The sequence below is a fragment of the Streptomyces sp. NPDC030820 genome (assembly GCF_055572075.1).
On record NZ_JBVIEB010000016.1, the window covers coordinates 78,501 to 100,315 of the forward strand.

The 21,815-nt window shown below is 73.1% G+C and carries 18 protein-coding genes; 10 read left to right on the forward strand and 8 right to left on the reverse strand.

Going from position 1 to position 21,815, the window contains the following annotated elements:
- Nucleotides 1–30: 30 nt before the first annotated feature.
- The 6 genes from ACZ418_RS35080 to ACZ418_RS35105 are packed head-to-tail and all read right to left on the reverse strand — an operon-like array spanning nucleotide 31 to nucleotide 6,874.
- On the reverse strand, nucleotides 31–2,784 hold the full coding sequence (locus tag ACZ418_RS35080) for a fumarate reductase/succinate dehydrogenase flavoprotein subunit (RefSeq protein ID WP_468371157.1): 2,754 nt from the start codon (nucleotides 2,782–2,784) through the stop codon (nucleotides 31–33).
- Between the two features lie 11 nt (nucleotides 2,785–2,795).
- On the reverse strand, nucleotides 2,796–3,596 hold the full coding sequence (locus tag ACZ418_RS35085; RefSeq protein ID WP_468371158.1) for an ABC transporter ATP-binding protein: 801 nt from the start codon (nucleotides 3,594–3,596) through the stop codon (nucleotides 2,796–2,798).
- Complete coding sequence (locus ACZ418_RS35090) at nucleotides 3,580–4,461, reverse strand: ABC transporter permease (protein ID WP_468371160.1); 882 nt, start codon at nucleotides 4,459–4,461, stop codon at nucleotides 3,580–3,582. Before ACZ418_RS35090 ends, ACZ418_RS35085 begins: the two co-directional genes overlap by 17 nt.
- Complete coding sequence (locus ACZ418_RS35095) at nucleotides 4,458–5,804, reverse strand: ABC transporter substrate-binding protein (RefSeq protein ID WP_468371161.1); 1,347 nt, start codon at nucleotides 5,802–5,804, stop codon at nucleotides 4,458–4,460. The genes ACZ418_RS35090 and ACZ418_RS35095 overlap by 4 nt, the downstream gene beginning before the upstream one ends.
- A gap of 15 nt (nucleotides 5,805–5,819) precedes the next feature.
- Nucleotides 5,820–6,047 carry a 4Fe-4S dicluster domain-containing protein gene (locus tag ACZ418_RS35100; RefSeq protein ID WP_468371163.1) on the reverse strand — a complete coding sequence of 76 codons (228 nt, stop codon included), beginning with the start codon at nucleotides 6,045–6,047 and terminating at the stop codon, nucleotides 5,820–5,822.
- A 35-nt stretch (nucleotides 6,048–6,082) separates the two neighbouring features.
- The gene (locus tag ACZ418_RS35105; RefSeq protein ID WP_468371164.1) at nucleotides 6,083–6,874 is read right to left on the reverse strand and encodes a GntR family transcriptional regulator; all 792 of its coding nucleotides are present in this window, start codon (nucleotides 6,872–6,874) and stop codon (nucleotides 6,083–6,085) included.
- Between the two features lie 262 nt (nucleotides 6,875–7,136).
- On the opposite strand from ACZ418_RS35105, the gene ACZ418_RS35110 reads away from it, so the two are divergent.
- From ACZ418_RS35110 to ACZ418_RS35135, 6 genes are all read left to right on the forward strand, one after another.
- Entirely contained in the window at nucleotides 7,137–7,970 is an 834-nt protein-coding gene (locus ACZ418_RS35110; protein ID WP_468371166.1) for a M55 family metallopeptidase, read from the forward strand.
- Complete coding sequence (locus ACZ418_RS35115) at nucleotides 7,963–9,279, forward strand: M20/M25/M40 family metallo-hydrolase (protein WP_468371168.1); 1,317 nt, start codon at nucleotides 7,963–7,965, stop codon at nucleotides 9,277–9,279. The genes ACZ418_RS35110 and ACZ418_RS35115 overlap by 8 nt, the downstream gene beginning before the upstream one ends.
- 3 nt (nucleotides 9,280–9,282) lie before the next feature.
- Complete coding sequence (locus ACZ418_RS35120) at nucleotides 9,283–11,247, forward strand: prolyl oligopeptidase family serine peptidase (protein ID WP_468371169.1); 1,965 nt, start codon at nucleotides 9,283–9,285, stop codon at nucleotides 11,245–11,247.
- Entirely contained in the window at nucleotides 11,244–12,167 is a 924-nt protein-coding gene (locus tag ACZ418_RS35125) for a S66 peptidase family protein (protein ID WP_468371170.1), read from the forward strand. Before ACZ418_RS35120 ends, ACZ418_RS35125 begins: the two co-directional genes overlap by 4 nt.
- 551 nt (nucleotides 12,168–12,718) lie before the next feature.
- On the forward strand, nucleotides 12,719–13,273 hold the full coding sequence (locus tag ACZ418_RS35130) for a GNAT family N-acetyltransferase (RefSeq protein ID WP_468371171.1): 555 nt from the start codon (nucleotides 12,719–12,721) through the stop codon (nucleotides 13,271–13,273).
- A gap of 63 nt (nucleotides 13,274–13,336) precedes the next feature.
- Nucleotides 13,337–15,298, forward strand: coding sequence for a DUF5107 domain-containing protein (locus tag ACZ418_RS35135; RefSeq protein ID WP_468371292.1), 1,962 nt, complete (start codon nucleotides 13,337–13,339; stop codon nucleotides 15,296–15,298).
- Nucleotides 15,299–15,303: 5 nt separating this feature from the next.
- Here ACZ418_RS35135 and ACZ418_RS35140 read toward each other — a convergent pair whose 3' ends face one another.
- On the reverse strand, nucleotides 15,304–15,651 hold the full coding sequence (locus tag ACZ418_RS35140; protein WP_468371172.1) for a VOC family protein: 348 nt from the start codon (nucleotides 15,649–15,651) through the stop codon (nucleotides 15,304–15,306).
- An 80-nt stretch (nucleotides 15,652–15,731) separates the two neighbouring features.
- Between ACZ418_RS35140 and ACZ418_RS35145 the strand changes: the two genes are divergently transcribed.
- Complete coding sequence (locus ACZ418_RS35145) at nucleotides 15,732–16,154, forward strand: phage holin family protein (RefSeq protein WP_468371173.1); 423 nt, start codon at nucleotides 15,732–15,734, stop codon at nucleotides 16,152–16,154.
- 2 nt (nucleotides 16,155–16,156) lie between these two features.
- Here ACZ418_RS35145 and ACZ418_RS35150 read toward each other — a convergent pair whose 3' ends face one another.
- Nucleotides 16,157–17,113: an LLM class F420-dependent oxidoreductase gene (locus tag ACZ418_RS35150; RefSeq protein WP_468371175.1), complete on the reverse strand. Its 957-nt coding sequence runs from the start codon at nucleotides 17,111–17,113 to the stop codon at nucleotides 16,157–16,159.
- 203 nt (nucleotides 17,114–17,316) lie between these two features.
- On the opposite strand from ACZ418_RS35150, the gene ACZ418_RS35155 reads away from it, so the two are divergent.
- The 3 genes from ACZ418_RS35155 to ligD are packed head-to-tail and all read left to right on the forward strand — an operon-like array spanning nucleotide 17,317 to nucleotide 21,803.
- Nucleotides 17,317–18,981, forward strand: a complete 1,665-nt coding sequence (locus ACZ418_RS35155; protein ID WP_468371177.1) for an NAD(P)/FAD-dependent oxidoreductase — start codon at nucleotides 17,317–17,319, stop codon at nucleotides 18,979–18,981.
- Nucleotides 18,982–19,023: 42 nt separating this feature from the next.
- On the forward strand, nucleotides 19,024–20,871 hold the full coding sequence (locus ACZ418_RS35160) for a transketolase (protein ID WP_468371178.1): 1,848 nt from the start codon (nucleotides 19,024–19,026) through the stop codon (nucleotides 20,869–20,871).
- On the forward strand, nucleotides 20,868–21,803 hold the full coding sequence (gene ligD / locus ACZ418_RS35165; RefSeq protein ID WP_468371179.1) for a non-homologous end-joining DNA ligase: 936 nt from the start codon (nucleotides 20,868–20,870) through the stop codon (nucleotides 21,801–21,803). Before ACZ418_RS35160 ends, ligD begins: the two co-directional genes overlap by 4 nt.
- The last annotated feature ends 12 nt before the right edge of the window (nucleotides 21,804–21,815 follow it).

The following is a 21,815-nucleotide window of genomic DNA, read 5'->3' on the forward strand; positions in this document are numbered from 1 at the left end:
GTACGTCCTGGTCGCCTTCAGGCCGACGCTTCACAGTGCCCGCGCCGCATAGGCCCTGACGTCCGCGTCCGAGTCCGCCGTAGCGGTGGCCAGGGCTGCTCGGGCGTCCTCGGTGGCACGGTGCCGGGTCAGGGCCAGTACGGCGGCCTTGCGGACGTCGGCGTTGGGGTCGGCGACGGCCTTGGCGAGTGCGGGGACGGCCACGTCGGGGTCCGCTGCGGACAAGGCCGTGGCGGCGCCCGCCCGCACCTGCCAGGCCGGGTCGGACAGGGCTGACTCGGCGTGTGCGGCCAGCGGGGTCGGGCAGCCCGCCGTGCCCAGGGCCTCGTACGCGGCCCCGCGCACCAGGGCGTCGGGGTCGTCGACCAGTTCGGCGAGGGTCGAGTGGACGATGTCCGGGTCGGGACCCGGGGCCATGCCGGCCAGGGCCTTGGCAATCGTGACGCGGACCTCCCGAGACGGTTCGGTGGCCGCCGCGCGGGCCACCTCCGCGGCGGCGTCGACCGACACGAGCGCTCGCACGGCGGCGTTGCGGACGGCGATGTCGGGGTCCGACAGCATGGCCGCGAACAGGTCGAAGTCGCCGATGCGCAGGCCGCGCAGGATGTCCAGTGCGGCGGCACGGACGACCGGGTCAGCCTCGGAGAGGGCGGCGGCGAGGCCGTCTCGAAGGACCGGTTCGGGCGCCAGGGTCTCGACCAGTTCGCGCAGCGAGGCGGCTGCGGCGGCGCGGACGCCGGCGTCGGTGTCGGCGAGCGCCGCGGCCAGTGCCGGTCCGGTTCCCGGCGGCACGGTCTCCGTCAGGACGGCGATGGCCGTTGTGCGGACAGCGGGCTCCGGGTCGGTCAAGTAGGGGCTGAGGGCCGAGAGTTCGGGTTCGTTCTCCGCGAGGGCGAGGAGTTCGAGCAGGCGGGGAGTGGCGGGAGTCCCCGCGTCGGTACCGGCGCGGGGGGTTGTGCCGGCAACGGCGGGCTCCTGCCGCATCGTCACCGGGGCCACCTCCCGGGACCCCGCCGTCGCCACCTTGTCCGGGCGGACCTCGCCGAGGTGACGGGAGGGGCCGCCGACCGGGGCGAAACCGTCGACCGGAACCAGATAGGGCGCCACGGGACGGGCCGTGAACTCCATCGCGCCGGAGGGGGACTTACGCAGATCGAGGTGGTGGAACCAGGACGCGTCGTCACGATGCGGGTGGTCGAGGCGGTCGTGGTAGAGGCCCCAGCGGGATTCCGTGCGGGCCAGGGAAGCCCGCGCGGCCATCTCCGCGCAGTCGCGGATGAACGTGACCTCCGCGCAGCGCATCAGCTCGTGCGGGGTGCGCGCGCCCATCGCGGCGATGTCGCCGCGCATCCGCTCGAACGCCTCCAGGGCCAGCGACAGCCGGGCGCCGGACTTCGGTGGGGCCACGTAGTCGTTCACGAAGCGGCGCAGCTTGTACTCGACCTGGGTCTGCGGCGGGCCGTCCGGATGGCGCAGCGGGCGGTAGATCAGCTCGTGCGCCTCGCGCAGTTGGCCGGAGGGAAGTTCCCCTTCGTACGGCGTGTACTGCGCGGCGTCCGCGCCCGCCAGCTCGCCGAAGACGAACGCCCCGATCATGTAGTTGTGCGGCACACAGGCCAGGTCACCGGCCGCGTACAGACGGGGGACGGTCGTGCGGGCGTGGTCGTCGACCCGTACCCCCGAGGCGGAGTGGCCGCCGCACAGGCCGATCTCGGAGATGTGCATCTCGACGTCGTGGGTGCGGTAGTCGTGGCCGCGGCCCGCGTGGAAAGTGCCGCGGGTCGGGCGCTCGGTGGAGTGCAGGATCGACTCCAGGGCCGCGATCGACTCCTCCGGCAGGTGGCTCAGCTTCAGGTACACCGGGCCCCGGTCCGACGCCACCTCCGCCGCGAACTCCGCCATCATCCGGCCCGACCAGTAGTCGGAGTCGACGAAGCGTTCGCCATGCCGGTTCACCTGGTAGCCGCCGAAGGGATTGGCGACGTAGGCGCAGGCAGGGCCGTTGTAGTCCTTGATCAGCGGGTTGATCTGGAAGCACTCGATACCGGTCAGTTCGGCACCCGCGTGGTACGCCATGGCGTAGCCGTCACCCGCGTTGGTCGGGTTCTCGTACGTGCCGTACAGGTAGCCGGAGGCGGGCAGACCGAGGCGGCCGCAGGCACCCGTCGCCAGGATCACCGCGCCGGCGCGGACGACGACGAACGCGCCCGTGCGCGTGTGGAAGCCGACTGTTCCCACGGCCCGCCCGTCGTCGGGAGCCGTCAGCACGCGCACCGGCATCACCCGGTTCTCGATCCGGATCCGCTCCCGCATCTCGCGTCGCCGCAGCTGCCGGTACAGGACCTTCTTGACGTCCTTGCCCTCCGGCATCGGCAGCACGTACGAGCCGGAGCGGTGGACCTGGCGGACCGCGTACTCGCCGTGGGCGTCCTTCTCGAACTTCACCCCGTACGACTCGAGCCGCTTGACCATGGCGAAGCCTCGGGTGGCGGTCTGGCGGACGGTGGTCTGGTCGACGATGCCGTCGTTGGCGCGGGTGATCTCGGCGACGTAGTCGTCGGGCTCGGCACGGCCCGGGATGACCGCGTTGTTGACGCCGTCCATGCCCATGGCGAGCGCGCCGGAGTGGCGGACGTGCGCCTTCTCCAGCAGCAGCACGTCCGCGCCGTGCTCGGCGGCGGTCAGCGCCGCCATGGTGCCGGCCGTGCCGCCGCCGATGACGAGGACGTCGCAGGTCAGCTCCGCGGCGTCGGTGAGGGCCGGGATCTTGAGGGGGGTGTTCACCGGGATGCCTTTCAAGAACCGAGTGACGTGAGGATGTCGCGCCGCAGGGCGATACGCGCCGTGTCGTCGTGGGCGGCGCGCTCGCGCGGGCGCGGTACGTCCCGTACGGCGATGAGGCGGCCCGCGCCGAGGACGGCCACGCGGTCGCCGAGGAACAGGGCCTCGTCCACGTCGTGGGTGACGAAGACGACGGTCGCGCCCGTGCCGTGCAGCACCTCCACCAGCAGGTCCTGCATTCCGGCCCGGGTCTGGGCGTCCAGAGCACCGAACGGTTCGTCCATCAGGACGGTGCGCGGGCGCCCGGCGAGGGCGCGGGCCAGTTGCGCGCGCTGACGCTGGCCGCCGGAGACGTGGTGGGGCAACTGGTGGGCGTGCTCGGCGAGTCCGACCCGGGTCAGCCATGCCTCGGCCTGCCTGCGGCGTTCGGCGCGTGGCAGACCGCGGATGGCCAGCGGGAGTTCGACGTTGGCGCGCAGGGTGCGCCAGGGCAGGAGGGCGTCGTCCTGGAAGACCAGGGCTCGCTCGGCGGACGGGCCGGTCAGCGGGTGTTCGTCCGCGACGAGGTGTCCGGCGAGCGGGGGCAGGAGGCCGGCCAGGGTGCGCAGGAGGGTCGACTTGCCACAGCCGGAGGGGCCGACGACGGTGAGGATCTCACCGGGCGCGATGTCCAGATCGACGCCGGCCAGGGCGAGGGAGCCGGGTCGGCCGAGATCGGCGGCGCGGAGGGTGAGCCGGGTGCCGCCCACGGGCGCGGACTTCGCCGCACCGGCGGCACCGACAGGAGCGGTCGTCGTGTCAGGCGAGGTGCTCATCGCGCGCCTCCTCGGCCTCGGATGCGGGGGATGCGGTGCGTACGGCTGCGGACGCCGGACGTGGACCCGTTGTCCTGGGAACCCGGAGCCGGGGGCCCGGGGCGTACGAGGTGCGCGGCAGCCAGCGGGTGAGGCGGCGGCCCAGCAGCTCGACGGCCGTGGAGGTGAGCCAGCCGAGCACGCCGATCGTGACCATGCCGACGAACACGCCGGGGTAGTCGAGGACCGTGTAGTCCTGCCAGGTGCGGTAGCCGACCCCGTACTGGCCGGAGATCATCTCGGCGGAGATCACACAGATCCAGGCCACGCCGATGCCGACCGACAGGCCGCCGCAGATGCCGGGCAGCGCGCCGGGCAGGACGACCGAGCGGAGGATCCGCCACCGGCCGCCGCCCATGGTGCGCACCGCCTCCTCCCACACGGGGGCCAGTGCGCGCACCGAGTGCCGGGTGGAGACCAGCACCGGGAAGAAGGCGGCGGTGAAGGTGATGAAGACGATGCCCTGTTCATTGGAGGGCAGGAGGAGGATCGCCACAGGGACCAGGGCGATCGCCGGGATCGGGCGGACCACCTCCAGCAGCGGGCTCAGCAGGTCCTCGGCGAGCCGGGAGCGGGCCACGAGCACGCCCCCGGCCACGCCCAGCACGGCGGCGAGCAGGAAACCGGTGAGAATCCGGGTGACACTGTCGGTGAGGTCCGTCCAGTAGTCGGGTCCCGACAAGCGGTCGGTGAAGGCGCGGACCACGTCGGTGACCGTCGGGAACTGCGAGAAGCGCAGCCAGAGGTCGACGTTCAGCGTAGTCAGCAGCTGCCAGAGGCCGAGGGCGATCGCCAGGGACAGCCCGCGCAGTGCGTACCGGCTCACGACGCCCGCCCCAGCGCCTCGGCATAGGTGATGACGCTTGCGCCGCCGTGACCGTCGACGTACGCATGGGCGGTCGCCGGTGCGACGAAGGGCAGCAGCTTCTCCCCGTCGGCCACCCACACCGCCTTGTCGGCGAACCACAGGGTGCCGGTGGTGGTGTCGGGCACGTAGGCGGCGCGGATGCCGTCGGCGTGCTTCGCCACGTAAGCCAGCAGTTCGGCGGGCGAGGTGAAGGTGCGGGTCTGTGTGGCGCCCTTCGGCCACACCTCGCTCGCGGCGGGCGGCGGCGCCGCGGCGAGCCGCTTGGCGTACGCGGCCTCGCCGAGTGCCTTCTTCGCGTACTGGTCGTCGACGAAGCCGTCCACGTCCACGTCGCCGGTCAGCTTGGCGGACCTCAGGATCGACACGTCCTGCTTCAGGGCGGAGACGAGCTGGGGCTTGAGAGCCGGGTCGAAGGTGGAGATGCCGTGGGCGCCGTTGTAGAGGTAGACGACCTCGGCGGGCAGGCCGGTGGCCTGCGCGACCTTCTCGGCGGCGGTGACGGGATGTTCGTCGAGGTAGTCGGTGGCCTGCTCCTGGGCCTTCAGGAACGCCTCCAGCACGGCCGGGCGCCTCTTCGCGAAGTCCTCGCGGGCGGTGACGCCGTGGAACGTGGGCAGGTTCAGCTGCGCGCCGTCGTACAGCGCCTTCGCCCGGCCCTGGAAGGCGAGCAGGCCCGGCCAGGCCACGAACTGCGACAGCGCGTCCGCACTGCCCGCCGTCAGGGCCGAAGCACCCACCGCGGGCTGCTGGTTGAGCTTCTCGATGCCCTTGTCCGGGGCGATCCCGGCGCGCTGCAGGGCCCGCACGAGCGTGCCATCGGCGGCGGAACCGACGCTGGTCGAGACCTTCTTTCCCGCCAGGTCCCGCAGGGAGTCGAGCTTGGCATCCGGCGCGGTGACGATCGTGTTGAGGCCGCCGCGCAGGTTGTATCCGGTGACGGAGACGAGGTGGGTGGGACGGCCGAGCTGCTTGCCCCGGGCCGCGTTGATCAGGAGCGGGAAATCGCCCATCGAGCCGATGTCGATCTTCCCGGCGGTCATCTGGGCGGTGATGGGGGCACCCGTCGCGTAGTCCTGCCAGGCGACCTTGTAGGTGTGACCGTCGTGGAGGGAGTTGAGCGCCCGCTCGAAGTAGCCGAGGGAGCGCAGCAGGGTCCCGGCGGTGACCGTGTTGATGGTCTTGGACTGGTAGCCGACGGTGACGGTGACCGTGGAGCGGCTGCCGGCCTCGGCGTCACCGCCGCAGGCGCTGAGCGGGAGCAGCAGGGCCACTGCCGATACTGCGACTGCCGTGCGTTTCATGGTGGTTGTGGCCTCTCAACGGAGCAGATAGGGCATGTTGACCGTGACGGCTCCGGTGGGACAGCGGGCCGCGCACGGGCCGCAGTACCAGCACTCGTCGACGTGCATGTACGCCTTGCCGCTGTTGACGTCGATGGCGAGGGAGTCCAGCGGGCACATGTCCACGCAGAGCGTGCAGCCGTCGATGCACTTCGACTCGTCGATGGTCACGGGCACGTCGGCCCGCTGGGGCGCCAAGGGCATGGCTGTCTCCAGGAAGGTGGTGCTCTTCGGGGGTGTCAGACGGAGCGGTGCAGCAGCCCGCTCATCGTGATGCGGTCGCCACGGAAGCGGATGAACTCGAGGTCGACGGGCCGGCCGTCGGCAAGATGCGTGAGGCGTTCCAGCATCAGTACGGCCGCGCCCTGCGGGGCCTGCAGCACGGCGGCGGAGTGGGCGTCCGCGTTGACGGCCTCCAGGGTGATCTCGGCGTGGCCGAGAGGCAGGCCGCAGGTCGCCTCCAGCAGGCGGAAGACGTCGGTGTTCTCCAGGTCCGCGGCGAGGAGCGCGGTGCCGATGTCGAGCGGGACGTAGGTGAGGTCGAGGGACAGGGGGAGGCCGTTCAGACGGCGCAGGCGCTCGATGTAGAGGACGTCGGCGCCCGGGGGCACGTGGAGTCGTTCGGCGACCGGGGCGGGCGCCGGGACAGGGCCCATCGTGCGGACCTCGTTGGTGACCCGGCCGTGTTCGCGGAGGGTTTCCGCAAGGCCCATCAGCCGGTCGAGGCCGTGGGGGTACTTCCGGGCCACGACCAAGGTGCCGACACCGGGCTGGCGTTCGACGAGGCCCTCGGTGCGCAGCAGGTCGAGGGCTTGACGGACGGTGTTGCGGGAGGCGCGGTAGTCGGTGGCGAGGGTCGACTCGTGGGGGAGCGCGCCGTCGGGGAAGGCACCGGTGAGGAGTTGGCGGCGAAGCAGGTCGGCGAGTTGCCTGGCTCGATCGGCGCGCAGCCTGCGCCGGCTGCGGTGGGCGGCGACCGTGGTCGCTGCGCCTTGGCCGGCGTGATCTCGGATGCGGTCGGTGGGCGGCATGGCTCGAAACCATACCTATCCGATCGGAATAGCATTGTTGCCGGAGTGTTGCGCCACCTGATGCCCCGTCGAATACCTCCCTGACCTGGGTGTTCGGCAGGCGGGTGGGAGCATCTGCCAGTCTCCGCCCGTGCTGGGCGTTCAGCGCCCGGTCCTACGATGTGCTGCCACCCACCCAGGGCACCCAGTGCGGCCGTGCGTGGGCTCCACCTTCTTTCCGCCTCATAGGAAGTTCCCCCGTCGGCGCGTAACGTGAAGCACCATGAAGATCCTCATCAGTGCCGACATGGAGGGGGCCACGGGCGTCACCTGGCCGGCCGACGTGCTGCCGGGGACGCCGCAGTGGGAGCGGTGCCGGTCCATGTTCACCTCGGACGTGAACGCCGCCGTGGAGGGCTTCTTCGACGGTGGTGCCGACCAGGTGCTCGTCAACGAGGCCCACTGGAGCATGCGCAACCTGCTGCTGGAGCGGCTCGACGAGCGGGTCGAGATGCTCACCGGGCGGCACAAGGCGCTGTCGATGGTGGAGGGGGTGCAGCACGGAGACGTGGACGGCATCGCGTTCGTCGGCTACCACGCGGGCGCCGGCATGGAGGGCGTCCTCGCCCACACCTACCTCGCCAACCAGATCACCGGTGTGTGGCTGAACGACGTCCGCGCCAGTGAGGGCCTGCTCAACGCGCATGTCGTCGCCGAGTACGGCGTCCCCGTCGTCCTGGTCACCGGGGACGACGTGGCCTGCGAGGACGCGCTCGGGTACGCGCCGGAGGCGCTGAAGGTCGCGGTGAAAGACCATGTGTCCCGGTATGCGGCGGTGTGCCGGACGCCCGCGCGTACGGCCGCCGACATCCGCGCCGCCGCCAGGGAGGCCGCCCGGCTCGCGGTGCGGTACGAGCCCGTCGACGCGGGGCCGTTCACGGTCGCCGTCAAGTTCGACGCCGAGCACCTGGCGATGGCCGCGACCGTCGTCCCCGGGGTCGCGCGGATCGGGGAGCGGAAGGTGGCGTACACCTGCGCCACGATGTACGAGGCAATCCGGACGTTCAAGGCGGTCACGACGATCGTCTCCGCTGCCGTGGAGGAGCAGTATGGCTGACCAGCGGGCCGACGAACCGGCCCTGGCCGAGGTCGTGGAGTTCACCTCGGAGCTGATCCGCATCGACACCACCAACCGGGGCGGCGGGGACTGCCGGGAACGGCCCGCCGCGGAGTACGCGGCGGAGCGGCTGGCCGGCGCCGGACTCGAACCCCTGCTGCTGGAGCGGACGCCGGGCCGCACCAACGTCGTCGCCCGGATCGAGGGCACCGACCCCTCCGCCGACGCCCTGCTGGTCCACGGTCACCTCGACGTCGTACCCGCGGAGCCCGCCGACTGGAGCGTCGACCCCTTCTCCGGCGAGATCCGCGACGGCGTGGTGTGGGGGCGGGGCGCCGTCGACATGAAGAACATGGACGCGATGATCCTCGCGGTCGTCCGCTCCTGGCCCCGGCAGGGCGTACGGCCGCGCCGGGACATCGTCGTCGCGTTCACCGCCGACGAGGAGGCCAGCGCCGAGGACGGCTCCGGGTTCCTCGCCGACCGGCATCCCGAGCTGTTCGAGGGCTGCACCGAGGGCATCAGCGAGTCCGGCGCGTTCACCTTCCACGACGGCGCCGGCCGGCAGCTCTACCCGATCGCGGCGGGGGAGCGGGGCACCGGCTGGCTCAAGCTCACCGCGCGCGGCCGGGCCGGGCACGGCTCCAAGGTGAACAAGGAGAACGCGGTGACAAGGCTGGCCGCCGCCGTCACCCGCATCGGCGAACACGAGTGGCGCCTGAGACTCACCCCGACCGTACGGGCCGCGCTCACCGAACTCGCCGCCCTGTACGGCGTCGAGCCCGACTTCACGGACGTGGACCTGCTGCTGGAGAAGCTCGGCCCGGCGGCCAAGCTGGTCGAGTCGACCCTGCGCAACAGCGCCAACCCGACCATGCTGAGCGCCGGTTACAAGCTCAACGTGATCCCCGGCGAGGCCGTCGCCTACGTGGACGGACGCTATCTGCCGGGCGGCGAGGAGGAGTTCGCCGCCACCCTCGACCACCTGACCGGACCCGACGTGAGCTGGGAGTTCGCGCACCGGGAGGTGGCCCTTCAGGCTCCGGTGGACTCGTCGACGTTCGCGAGGATGCGGGCCGCCGTCGAGGAGTTCGCGCCCGAAGGGCACGTGGTGCCGTACTGCATGTCCGGCGGCACGGACGCCAAGCAGTTCTCCCGGCTCGGCATCACCGGATATGGTTTCGCCCCGTTGAAGTTGCCCGAGGGCCTCGACTACCAGGCGCTGTTCCACGGCGTGGACGAGCGCGTGCCGGTCGAGGCGCTGCACTTCGGCGTCCGGGTACTCGACCGTTTCCTGCGGACGGCCTAGGCGATGGGGGACGAGATGCTGAAGACGCCGTACGGATCCTGGCCGTCGCCCGTCGACGCGGCCCTGGCCGCCGCGCACGACGGCCGCCCGGAGTGGCCGGGCTTCGTCGGGGACGAGACCTGGTGGACCGAACCCCGCCCGACCGAGGGCGGCCGCCGGGCCCTGGTACGACGCCGCCCCGACGGCACCGAGGAGTCGGTGCTGCCCGCGCCGTGGAACGTGCGCAGCCGGGTCATCGAGTACGGCGGCCGGCCCTGGGCCGGGGTGGTGCACGACGGGCAACCCCTCGCCGTCTTCGTGCACTTCACCGACCAGCGGCTCTACCGGTACGAACCCGGCGGCGAGCCGCGCCCGCTGACCCCGGTGTCGCCCGTGGGCGGCGGGCTGCGGTGGGCCGAACCGCGCGTGGACCTGGAGCGCGGCGAAGTGTGGTGCGTGCTCGAGGAGTTCACCGGGGACGGCCCCGGTGACGTGCGGCGCGTCCTCGCCGCCGTACCGCTGGACGGCTCGGCCGCCGAGGACCGGAGCGCCGTCCGGGAACTCGGCGACGGCCGGCACCGGTTCGTCACCGGGGCGTGCCTCGCCCCCGACGGCCGCCGCGCCGCCTGGCTCGCCTGGGACCATCCGCGCATGCCGTGGGACGGCACCGAGCTGCTCGTGGCCGACGTCGCCGACGACGGCACGCTGCGGGACGCGCGTACCGTCGCCGGCGGACCGGACGAGGCCGTCGCGCAGGTGGAGTGGGCGGCGGACGGCAGGCTGCTCTACAGCAGTGACCGCAGCGGCTGGTGGAACCTCTACCGCGACGGCACCCCGCTGTGCCCGCGCGACGAGGAGTTCGGCGGGCCCCTGTGGCAGCTCGGCCTGCGCTGGTTCGCGCCGCTCGACAACGGGCTGATCGCGGTCGTGCACGGCAAGGGGCCGACCGTACTCGGCATCCTGGATCCGGAATCCGGTGAGATCGTCGACGCCGCCGGGCCGTGGACCGAGTTCCCGGCCCATCTCGCCACCCACGGCCCGCGGGTGCTCGCGGTCGGCGCCAGCCCGCGCACCGCCTTCGAGGTGGTCGAGCTGGACACCGGCACCGGCCGGGCCCGCGCGATCGGCGCCCGGCACCGCGACGCCGTCGACCCCGCGTACTGCCCGGAGCCGCAGATCCGCGTCTTCACCGGCCCGGACGGCCGCGAGGTGCACGCCCACATCTACCCGCCCCACCACCCCGGACACACCGCTCCCGACGGCGAGTTGCCGCCCTACGTCATCTGGGCGCACGGCGGCCCGACCAGCCGGGTGCCGCTCGTGCTGGACCTGGAGATCGCCTACTTCACCTCGCGCGGCATCGGCGTCGCCGAGGTGAACTACGGCGGCTCCACCGGCTACGGCCGGGCCTACCGCGAGCGGCTGCGCGAGCAGTGGGGCGTGGTCGACGTCGAGGACTGCGCGGCCGTCGCCCGCGCCCTCGCCGACGAGGGCACCGCCGATCCAGCCCGGCTCGCGATCCGGGGCGGCAGCGCGGGCGGCTGGACCGCCGCCGCCTCCCTGACCACCACCGACGTCTACGCCTGCGGCACCATCCTCTACCCCGTCCTGGACCTGGCCACCTGGGGACCGGGGGAGACCCACGACTTCGAGTCCCGCTACCTGGAGTCGCTGATCGGCCCGCTCGCCGAGGTGCCCGCCCGGTACGCCGAGCGCTCGCCGAGCACCCACGCCGACCGGCTCACCGCACCGTTCCTGCTCCTCCAGGGCCTGGACGACGTGATCTGCCCGCCCGCCCAGTGCGAACGCTTCCTCGCCCGGATCGCCGGCCGGGACGTGCCGCACGCCTACCTCACCTTCGCGGGAGAAGGGCACGGATTCCGGCGGGCGGAGACCATGGTGCGCGCCCTGGAGGCCGAACTCTCCCTGTACGCCCAGGTGTTCAAGCTGGACGTGCCCGATGTGCCGAGACTGGAGCTGCACACGTGAAGGAACTGACGCGCCCGGAGCGGCTGGCCCCGGGCGCCCGGGTGGCCGTCGTCGCCCCCAGCGGGCCGGTGCCCGAGGAACGGCTCCAGGCGGGGCTCGACGTGCTGCGCGGCTGGGACCTGGATCCGGTCGTGGCACCCCATGTGCTCGACCGGCACGGGGAGTTCGGCTATCTGGCCGGCCGGGACGCCGACCGCGCGGCCGATCTCCAGAACGCCTGGTGCGACCCGTCCGTCGCCGCGGTGCTGTGCGCCCGCGGCGGGTACGGCGCCCAGCGCATGATCGACCTGCTGGACTGGGACGCCATGCGGGCGGCCGGGCCGAAGGTCCTCGTCGGCTTCAGCGACATCACCGTCCTGCACGAGGCCTTCGCCACCCGCCTCGGGCTCGCCACGCTGCACGGGCCGGTGGCGGCCGGCATCGACTTCATCAAGAACGCCCGGGCACAGGAGCATCTGCGGGCCACGCTGTTCGCCCCGGAGACGGTCCGCACCATCGCCTCCGGCGGCCGGGCCCTGGCGCCCGGCCGGGCCCGCGGGGTCACCCTCGGCGGCTGTCTGAGCCTGCTCGCCGCGGAGCTCGGCACCCCGCACGCGCGTGCCTCGGCGGCCGGCGGGCTGCTGTGCCTGGAGGACGTGGGCGAGGCGACCTACCGGCTGGACCGGTACCTCACCCAACTCCTGCGCGCGGGCTGGCTGGACGGGGTGCACGGGGTGCTGCTCGGCTCCTGGGAGCGCTGCCCGGACTACGCCGAGGTACGGCCGCTGCTGGCCGACCGGCTCGGCGCGCTCGGCGTACCGGTGGTGGAGGAGTTCGGGTTCGGGCACTGCGCGGGCGCGCTGACCGTCCCGTTCGGGGTGGCGGCCGAACTCGACGCGGATGCGGGCACCTTGACCCTGGACGAGCCCGCGCTGCGCTGAGCGCACCAACCGAATCTCTTCGGCAACCGCGGGATCAAGCCGCTGACCGTGGTCAGCGCCCCCGAGGACACCGGGGTGCTGCGGCTGCCGACCGTGGGGACTCACCCCGGCTGGGCGGATCCAGGAGGGAGCCCGGCCCGGGGGGCCGGTGGGAGCGGCTTGGAGGTGGCGGGCTGGGTGGTTTCTGGGTGCCCGTCGGGGTGGTTTCGGGGGTGGCGGGTCGGGGTGGTTTGTGGGGGTGGGTGGGGGTGGTTTCGGGGGTGGCGGGTCGGGGTGGTTTGTGGGGGTGGGTGGGGGTGGTTTCGGGGGAGGCGGGTAGGGCGGATTCCGGGTGACGGTCCGGGCGGGCTCGAGTAGGCGGCCCAGGCGGATCGGCTGGAGCCGGGCCGGGCGGATGCCAGGAGTGGGACCGGCGAATGCTATGTGCCGGCGCCGGCGAATCGCTGAAGGTGGCGCCGGCCAATTGCCGGACGTGGCGCCGGTGCGTCCCTGGAGCCGGCGCGGGTGGACTTCCGGTGACGGCGCGGGCGGGGACGCCGTAACCTGGCCGGATGCCGCACACCGCACCCCACTACCTCGCCGAGGGCCCACGCGTCGCCATCCGTCACTTCACCCTCGAAGACGGACCCGAGTTCACCGCGCGGACCCGGGAGAGCAAGGACCTGCACCGGCCCTGGCTGTTCCCGCCGGACAACGACGAGGCCTACGCCGCCTACGCGCGCCCGCTGATCGAGGACCCGACGAAGGCCGGCTTCCTGGTGTGCGAGAAGGACAGCGGGGACATCGCCGGGTACATCAACATCAACAACATCGTGCGCGGCGGCTTCCAGTGCGGTGCCCTCGGCTACGGGGCCTTCGCGCACGCCGCCGGGCGCGGCCTGATGCGCGAGGGCCTCGACCTGGTCATCGGGTACGCCTTCGGCCCGCTCGGGCTGCACCGGCTGGAGATCAACGTGCAGCCCGAGAACACCGCGTCCATCGCGCTGGCCCGCGGCGCCGGCTTCCGGCTGGAGGGGTTCTCCCCGGCCATGCTCTACATCGACGGCGCCTGGCGCGACCACGAACGCTGGGCCCTCACCGCCGAGATGCGCGACCCCACCGCCTGAACACACCCTTTGCGCAATCCTGACCGGCACATCCCCTGGCCGACTCGATGCGTGCCGGGTTCCATGGTGATCGTGACGAGGATCCGACGTGAGGTACTGACGCTGCCCGCCGCGCAGTTGGGCCCCGACAACCCCCTGCCCCCGCTGCGCCCGCTCGACGAGGTCCACCGCATCGACGACCGCCACCGGGACGGCATGCCCCGTGACATGGCCCGCCAGCTCGGGTACGAGCCGCTGCGCAGCCTGCTCCCGGTCCGCATCCGCGACGGCTACGACAGAACCCGCGAGCCCCGCGCCCTCGACGCCCTGGTGATCGAGAGCGACCGGCTGCGCGCCACCGTCCTGCCCGGCCTCGGCGGCCGCATCGCCTCCCTGCTCCACCTGCCCACCGGACGCGAACTCCTCTACCGCAACCCGGTGTTCCAGCCGGCCAACTTCGCCCTCAACGGCGCCTGGTACTCCGGCGGCATCGAGTGGAACATCGGCGCCACCGGCCACACCACCCTCTCCTGCGCCCCCCTGCACGCCGCCCGCGTCCCCGCCCCGGACGGTGGCGAGATGCTGCGCCTGTGGGAGTGGGAACGGCTGCGCGACCTGCCCTTCCAGGTCGACCTGTGGCTGCCCGACGGCTCCGACTTCCTCTACGTCGGCGTCCGCGTCCGCAACCCGCACGAGCGGCCCGTACCGACCTACTGGTGGTCCAACATCGCGGTGCCGGAGGAGTGCCGGGTCCTCGCCCCCGCCGAGGAGGCCTGGCAGTTCGGCTACGAGCGCCGCCTGCACCGCGTCCCCGTCCCGTCGTACGACGGCATCGACCGCACCCACCCCCTCAACAGACCCTACGCCGCCGACTACTTCTACGAGGTGCCGGACGGCCGCCGCCGCTGGATCGCCGCGCTGGACGCCGACGGGCACGGCCTGGTGCAGACCTCCACCGACGCCCTGCGCGGCCGCAAGCTCTTCGTGTGGGGCCACCTGCCCGGTGGCCGGCGCTGGCAGGAGTGGCTGACCGAACCCGGCACCGGCGGCTACTGCGAGATCCAGGCCGGACTCGCCCGCACCCAGCTGGAACACGTCCGGCTGGAGGCCGAGAGCGAGGTGTCCTGGCTGGAGGCGTACGGCCCGCTCGACGCACCGCCCGAGGGGGAGTGGACCCGGGCCGTGCAGGGCGCCGAGGAGCGGCTGGAGTCCGCCCTGCCCCGCGCCCGCGTCGAGGAGGCGTACGCGGCCTGGCGGCCCTGCGCCGACACCGACCCCGGCGAGACCCTGGCCACCGGATCCGGCTGGGGCGCGCTCGAAGTGCTGCGCGCCGACTGGAAACTGCCCGGCACCCCGTTCCCCGAGTCCACCCTCGGCGCGGAGCAGGCGCCCTGGCGGGAACTGCTGCGCACCGGCTCCCTGCCCGAGCCGCGCCGGGTACGGCCGCCCGGCGAGACCCTCGTCGCCCCGCACTGGCGGGACATGCTGGAGACCGCGCCCGCCACCCCGCACACCGAGTACCACCTCGGTGTCGCCCAGTGGCACGCCGGCGACCGCGCCCAGGCCGTCCGCAGCTGGGAACGCGGCCTCGAACTCGCCCCGTCGCTCTGGCCGTTGCTGCGCTGCCTCGCCGTCGCCGACCAGGAGTCCGGCCATCACGAGCGGGCCGCCGAACGGTACGCGGACGCCTTCGACGACCTGTGCCGCGAGCGGCGCGACGACGGCGAGACCTGGACCGCCGCCGTGGCCGCGCTCGGCCGGGAGACGCTGCGGGCACTGCTGACGGTGCGGCGGACGGCGGACGCCCGGGCGGTCTGGGACCGGCTGCTGCCCGCCGTCCGCGCGCGCGGCCGGTTCCGGCTGCTGGAGGCCGAGCTGCTGCTCGCCGAGGGACGGACCGCCGAGGCGCGGGCCGTCTTCGACGCGGGGTTCGAGGTCGCCGACCTGCGGGAGGGAGAGGAGGCGCTGGGCCGCCTCTGGGCCCGGCTCACCGACGAGCCCCTCCCCGCCCGCTACGACTTCCGGATGCGGCCCGACGCGGTCTGACCGGCTCAGCCTCGCTGGTCGACGTACTCGAACACCGACCCGTCCGGATGCATCGCGAGCAGGTTCCGGCCCACCGGGGTCGGCACCGGACCCGCGATGATCCGGGCGCCGAGGTCGGTCAGCAGCCGGTGCGCCTCGTCCACGTCCTCGACGGCGATGGTCGCCGCCACTTTGCGCAGGATCTCCAGCTCCGCCTGCGGGCCGCTCATCAGCAGAAAGGAGCCGATCGCGGCGACCTGGACCCCGCCGCGCTCGAAGCGCAGGGCTCTGCCGCCGGCCAGCCGCTCGTAGAAGGGGATCGCGGTCTCGAGGTCGTCGACGCAGATGCGCAGCGAGGCGCCCAGAATCTCCATGCGCCCGAGCCTAGTTGGGGCGGACCGGGGCGTGCAGCGCGCCCGCGTTACCCGCCGTGTCGGACGGGTACCCGGAGTGCATGGAACCGTTGGATCACCTGGAACATCTGGACAAACAGCTGGTGGACGAGCTGGCACAGGTGGCACGCGAGACGGTACGCGACGAGCTGCGCGAGCAGACCCGCAAGCGGCGCCGCACCGCCGTGCTCTACGCCGCATCCGGCGCCGCCGCCCTGTACGCGGGCGCCGCGCTGGCCCTCGCGGTGGGCCTGGCTCTGGCCACCGGCCTGCCCGGCTGGGGCGCCGCCCTGATCACGGCGGCGATCATGGGCGTGGTGGCCTACGCACTGCGCAGCGCCGCCCACCCGAGGCAGAGGCACCCCGCGCCCCCGTCCCACGTCGTCGGCGGCACCCCGCCGGCGGGCCCACCGAGCGGCCTGGGCGTGCCGTACCCCCCGATACCGAAGGAGCCGCCACCCGGCACCGCACCCGACCGACCCTGACCTCACCCGCCGAGCCGCGGCAGCACCTTGGTCCGGTAGAAGTCGAAGAACCCCCTCTGATCGGCCCCGATCTGGTTCACGTACACCCGGTCGAACCCGGCGTCGGCGAACGCCGTCAGCGTGGACACATGCTGGTCGACATCGTCCCCGCACACGACCTTCGCCCGCACCATGTCCTCGGTGACCAGCTCCCGCAGCTGCTCGAAGTGCCGCGGCGACGGCAGCACCTGCCCCATCTCCCCGGGCAGCAGCTCGTTGTACCAGAGCCGGTGCACCGTACGGACGCACTCCTCGCGATCGGCGCCGTAGCAGACCTTCGTACCGCCGCTCACCGGCTTCGTTCCGCCCCCGCCCTTGCGGAACTGCGTGACCATCTCCTCCTCCGGCATCATCGTGATGTACCCGTCGCCCACCCGGGCGGCGAGCGACGTCGCCTTCGGCCCGAAGCCGGAGATGTCGATCGGGACGGGTTTCTCGGGGACGGTGTAGAGGCGGGCGTTCTCCACGGTGTAGTGCGTGCCCTGGTGGTTGACCTCCTCGCCGGTGAACAGCCGGCGCATCACCTGGACGGCCTCCTCCAGCATCTCCAGGCGGACATGCACCGGCGGCCAGCGGTCGCCGAGGATGTGCTCGTTGAGCGCCTCACCGGTGCCGAGGCCCAGCCGGAAACGGCCCTCGGTCAGCACCGCGCTGGTCGCCGCGGCCTGGGCCGTCACCGCCGGGTGCATCCGCACGGTCGGGCAGGTCACCGCCGTCTCGATGGGCAGCGACACCGCCTCCGACAGTGCGCCGATCACCGACCACACGAACGAACTCTCCCCCTGCGCGTCGTTCCACGGGTGGAAGTGGTCGGAGATCCACAGCGCCCGGAAGCCGGCCTGCTCGGCCATCCGGGCCTGTTCGACGAGGTCGGCGGGGCTGTGCTCCTCGCTGGCCAGGAAATAGCCGTACTCGGGCATGGGAAAACCTCCGCGCGGGCGGCGTTGACGCAGTGTGATTCGGTCCGGGGCCGGGTAACCGGCGCCTGGCGCGCGAAACGCCGTGGGCGTGGCGCGGCGTTCGGGTGCTCCGACCGGCGTACGGGTGACCCGCCCGGCGTTTGGGTGCCCCGGCGCCGGTTACGCGGAAAACCTCGGACGAGCCACACCGCCGGAGGCGCACCGTGAGCCGACCTCATGTCGTGATCGTCGGCGCCGGTTTCGCCGGGTACCGGGCTGCCCGCACAGTGGCCCGGCTGACCCGGAACCGGGCCGACGTCACCTTGCTGAACCCGACCGACTACTTCCTGTATCTACCGCTGCTGCCCCAGGTCGCCGCCGGCATCCTGGAGGCCCGCAGGGTCACCGTGTCGCTGCCGGGCACCCTGCACGGGGTGCGGATGGTGCTCGGCGAGGCGGACCATGTCGACCTCGACGGCCGTACGGTCCACTACTCCGACGCCGAGGGCGGCATCGGCACCCTCACCTACGACCGGCTGGTGCTGTGTGTCGGCAGCGTCAACAAGCTGCTGCCCATCCCCGGGGTCGCCGAGCACGCGCACGGTTTCCGCGGGCTGCCCGAGGCGCTGTACCTGCGCGACCACGTGACCCGGCAGGTGGAGCTGGCCGGCACGGAGGACGACCCGAAGGTCTGCGCGGCCCGCTGCACCTTCGTCGTGGTCGGCGCCGGCTACACCGGCACCGAGGTGGCCGCGCAGATGCAGTTGCTCACCGATCAGCTGGTCCGCCGGCATCCGCTGCCCGCCGGATCCCGGCCGCGCTGGATCCTGCTGGACGTGGCGCCGCGCGTGCTGCCGGAGATGGACGAGCGGCTGTCCCGCACGGCCGACCGGGTGCTGCGGGCGCGCGGTGTCGACGTGCGCATGGGCACGTCGGTGAAGGAGGCCACCCATGACGGGGTGCTGCTCACCGACGGCGAGTTCGTCGCGTCCCGGACGCTGGTGTGGTGTGTCGGGGTACGGCCCGATCCGCTGGTGGAGGCGGTCGGGCAGCCGCTGGAGAAGGGCCGGCTGATCGTCGACCCGTATCTGCAGGTGCCGGGCCGGCCGGAGGTGTTCGGCTGCGGGGACGCGGCCGCCGTACCGGACCTGGAGCACCCGGGGAAGTTCACGCCGATGACGGCCCAGCACGCGTGGCGGCAGGGCCGGGTGGCCGGGGAGAACGTGGCCGCCTCGCTCGGCCTCGGCCGGCGCCGGCGGCCCTACCGCCACCGCGACCTGGGTTTCGCCGTCGACCTCGGCGGGACCCGGGCCGCCGCCAACCCGTTCGGCATCCCGCTGTCCGGCCCGGCGGCCGGTGTGGTCACCCGCGGGTACCACCTGGCGGCGCTGCCCGGCAACCGGGTGCGGGTGGCCGCCGACTGGCTGCTGGACGCCGTCCTGCCACGCCAGGGCGTCCAGTTGGGCCTCGTGCGGTCCTGGTCGGTCCCCCTGGACACGGCCTCTCCGGAGCTGGCCCGCGTACCGGGCGGGCCGGAGCGGGCGGGTGAACCGAAACGGCCGGACGGATCTGAACAGGGGGACGGACCGGAGCGAGCCGGAGCAGCGGAACGGGCCGGAGCAGGGGAACCCGGCGGCGGATCGCCGGCCGCCGCGCGCGGGGACCACCCGGCTCCCGGCCCGGTCAGGCGGGCCGATGCCCCGGATCACCCGGCATCCGGCCCGGTCAGGCGGGCCGATGCCCCGGATCACCCGGCTCCCGGCCCGGTCAGGCGGGCCGACGCCCCGGATCACCCGGCATCCGGCCCGGTCAGGCGGGCCGACGCCCCGGATCACCCGGCTCCCGGCCCGGTCAAGCGCGCCGACCCCCCGGACCCCGCCGGCGAGTGACCCCCCGCGGGCCGTACCCCTCGACTCACTGCAAGGAGACTCATGAACACCGCCGAACTCGCCGAACTGGGACAGCAGTTGCGCGTGGACAGCGTGCGGGCGTCCGCCGCCGCGGGATCCGGGCACCCCACGTCCTCGATGTCCGCCGCCGATCTGATGGCCGTGCTGCTCGCCAACCATCTGCGCTACGACTTCGAACGCCCCGAGCACCCCGCCAACGACCGCTTCGTGCTGTCCAAGGGACACGCCTCGCCCCTGCTGTACGCCGTGTACAAGGCGGCCGGTGCCATCGAGGACGGCGAGCTGCTCACCTTCCGCAAGCTCGGCAGCCGGCTCGAAGGACATCCGACGCCCCGGCGGCTGCCCTGGGTGGAGACGGCCACCGGATCCCTCGGCCAGGGACTGCCGGTCGGGGTCGGCATCGCCCTCGCCGGCAAGCGGCTGGAGCGCACCGGATACCGGGTGTGGGTGCTGTGCGGCGACAGTGAGCTGGCGGAGGGCTCGGTGTGGGAGGCCGCCGAACACGCCGGGCACGAGCACCTGGACAATCTGATCGCGATCGTGGACGTCAACCGGCTCGGCCAGCGCGGCCCGACCCGGCACGGCCACGACCTGGACGCCTACGCCCGCCGCTTCCAGGCCTTCGGCTGGCACACCGTCGAGATCGACGGCCACGACGTCGACAAGATCGACCGGGCCTACGGCGAGGCGCTGTCCACGGCCGGGCAGCCCGTGGCGATCCTCGCCCGCACCCTCAAGGGCAAGGGCGTCGCCGCCGTCGAGGACCTGGAGGGCCATCACGGAAAGCCGGTGCCGGACGCCGAGGAGGCCGTCGCCGAACTCGGCGGGCCGCGCGAGCTGCATGTGTGCGTCCACGAACCGCCGGCCGCCGCCGCGCTGCGCGACCTGACGACCGAGGCGCTCCAGCTGCCGCGCTACGACGAGGGCGACGAGGTCGCGACCCGGGACGCCTTCGGTGCGGCCCTCGCCGCACTCGGCAGCGCGCGGGGCGATGTGGTCGCCCTGGACGGCGAGGTCGGCGACTCCACCCGCACCGAGGAGTTCGCCAAGGCGCACCCCGACCGGTTCTTCGAGTGCTACATCGCCGAGCAGCAGATGGTCGCCGCGGCCGTCGGCATGGCCGCGCGGGGCTGGTTGCCGTACGCCTCGACGTTCGCCGCGTTTCTCACCCGCGCCCACGATTTCGTGCGGATGGCGTCCATCAGCGGCTCCGGCATCAACCTGGTCGGCTCGCACGCCGGTGTCGCGATCGGCCAGGACGGGCCCTCCCAGATGGGCCTGGAGGACCTGGCGATGTTCCGCGCCCTGCACGGCTCGACCGTGCTGTACCCGTGCGACGGCAACCAGACCGCCCGGCTGGTCGCGGCCATGGCCGGCCTCGACGGGATCCGCTATCTGCGCACCTCGCGCGGCAAGACACCGGTGATCTACGGCCCCGACGAGGAGTTCCCGGTGGGCGGCAGCAAGACGCTCGTCTCCAGTGAGGAGGACCGGCTGACGGTCGTCGCGGCCGGGGTCACCGTGCCCGAGGCGCTCGCCGCGGCCGACCGGCTCGCCGCGGACGGCATCCGGGTACGGGTGATCGACCTGTACTCCGTCAAGCCCGTCGACGCCGAGACGCTGCACCGGGCCGCCGAGGAGACCGGCTGTCTGCTCACCGTGGAGGACCACCACGCCGAGGGCGGTCTCGGCGACGCCGTCGCGGAGGCGTTCGCCGACGGCCGGCCCGTGCCCCGGCTGGTCCGGCTGGCGGTGCGCACCATGCCCGGCTCGGCCGCGCCCGACGAGCAGCTGAACGCGGCCGGCATCGACGCGGTGGGCATCGCGGCGGCGGCCAAGCTGCTGGTGGAGGAGGCGGTCGTGCGATGAACGACACGGACGCCCGGGCCGTACGGGCGGGCCGCCGCACGGTGGAGATCCAGCGGCCCGGGAAGGTGCTCTTCCCGGGCGGCGCCGGCGCCGAGGAGTACACCAAGGGCGATCTCGCCGACTACTACCGGTCCGTCGCGCCGTACATGCTGCCGCACCTGCGGGGGCGTCCGCTGATGCTGGAGCGGTATCCGGACGGCCTGGACGGGCAGCGCTTCATGCAGAAGAACATCCCGGAGCACTACCCGGACTGGATCACCCGCGCCGAGGTTCCCAAGGAGGGCGGCACGGTCACGCATGCCGTCTGCGACGACACCGCCACCCTCCTCTACCTCGCCGACCAGGCCTGCCTCACCCTGCACCGCTGGCTCTCCCGCACCGACCGGGCCGGCGGCCCCGACCACCCCGACCAGCTCGTCTTCGACCTCGATCCACCCGGCGACGACTTCGCCCCCGTGCGCGAGGCGGCCGGCTGGTTGCGGGAGCTGCTGGACGAACTGGAACTGCCCACCGCCCCGATGACCACCGGCTCGCGCGGAGTCCATCTCGTCGTCCATCTCGACGGCCGCCAGAACTTCGACGAGGTCCGTGAATTCGCCCGCGATGTGGCCGAGTTGCTGGCCTCCCGGCATCCGGACCGGCTCACCACGGCCGCCCGCAAGGAGGACCGCGGCGACCGTCTCTACCTCGATGTGCAGCGCAACGCGTACGCGCAGACCGCCGTCGCCCCCTACACCGTCCGCGCCCGCCCCGGCGCCCCCGTCGCGGTACCCCTCGCCTGGGAGCAGTTGGACGACCCCGGGCTCGACGCCCGCCGCTGGACGATCGCCGACGCCGTCGACCAGGCCGGCACCGACCCCTGGTCCGGACTGCCGGGCCGGGGCCGCGCCCTGGGGCCGGCCCGGCAGCGGCTCGCGGACCTCGGCTCCTGACGGGTGACAGGG

Coding starts and splice junctions, on each gene's coding strand:
- ACZ418_RS35135 (WP_468371292.1), top strand. CDS start 13,337: ATGGTGATCGTGACGAGGATCCGACGTGAGGTACTGACGCTGCCCGCC.
- ACZ418_RS35120 (WP_468371169.1), top strand. CDS start 9,283: ATGGGGGACGAGATGCTGAAGACGCCGTACGGATCCTGGCCGTCGCCC.
- ACZ418_RS35110 (WP_468371166.1), top strand. CDS start 7,137: ATGAAGATCCTCATCAGTGCCGACATGGAGGGGGCCACGGGCGTCACC.
- ACZ418_RS35145 (WP_468371173.1), top strand. CDS start 15,732: ATGGAACCGTTGGATCACCTGGAACATCTGGACAAACAGCTGGTGGAC.
- ACZ418_RS35160 (WP_468371178.1), top strand. CDS start 19,024: ATGAACACCGCCGAACTCGCCGAACTGGGACAGCAGTTGCGCGTGGAC.
- ACZ418_RS35095 (WP_468371161.1), bottom strand. CDS start 5,804: ATGAAACGCACGGCAGTCGCAGTATCGGCAGTGGCCCTGCTGCTCCCG.
- ACZ418_RS35150 (WP_468371175.1), bottom strand. CDS start 17,113: ATGCCCGAGTACGGCTATTTCCTGGCCAGCGAGGAGCACAGCCCCGCC.
- ACZ418_RS35100 (WP_468371163.1), bottom strand. CDS start 6,047: ATGCCCTTGGCGCCCCAGCGGGCCGACGTGCCCGTGACCATCGACGAG.
- ACZ418_RS35130 (WP_468371171.1), top strand. CDS start 12,719: ATGCCGCACACCGCACCCCACTACCTCGCCGAGGGCCCACGCGTCGCC.
- ACZ418_RS35105 (WP_468371164.1), bottom strand. CDS start 6,874: ATGCCGCCCACCGACCGCATCCGAGATCACGCCGGCCAAGGCGCAGCG.
- ACZ418_RS35085 (WP_468371158.1), bottom strand. CDS start 3,596: ATGAGCACCTCGCCTGACACGACGACCGCTCCTGTCGGTGCCGCCGGT.
- ligD (WP_468371179.1), top strand. CDS start 20,868: ATGAACGACACGGACGCCCGGGCCGTACGGGCGGGCCGCCGCACGGTG.
- ACZ418_RS35115 (WP_468371168.1), top strand. CDS start 7,963: ATGGCTGACCAGCGGGCCGACGAACCGGCCCTGGCCGAGGTCGTGGAG.
- ACZ418_RS35140 (WP_468371172.1), bottom strand. CDS start 15,651: ATGGAGATTCTGGGCGCCTCGCTGCGCATCTGCGTCGACGACCTCGAG.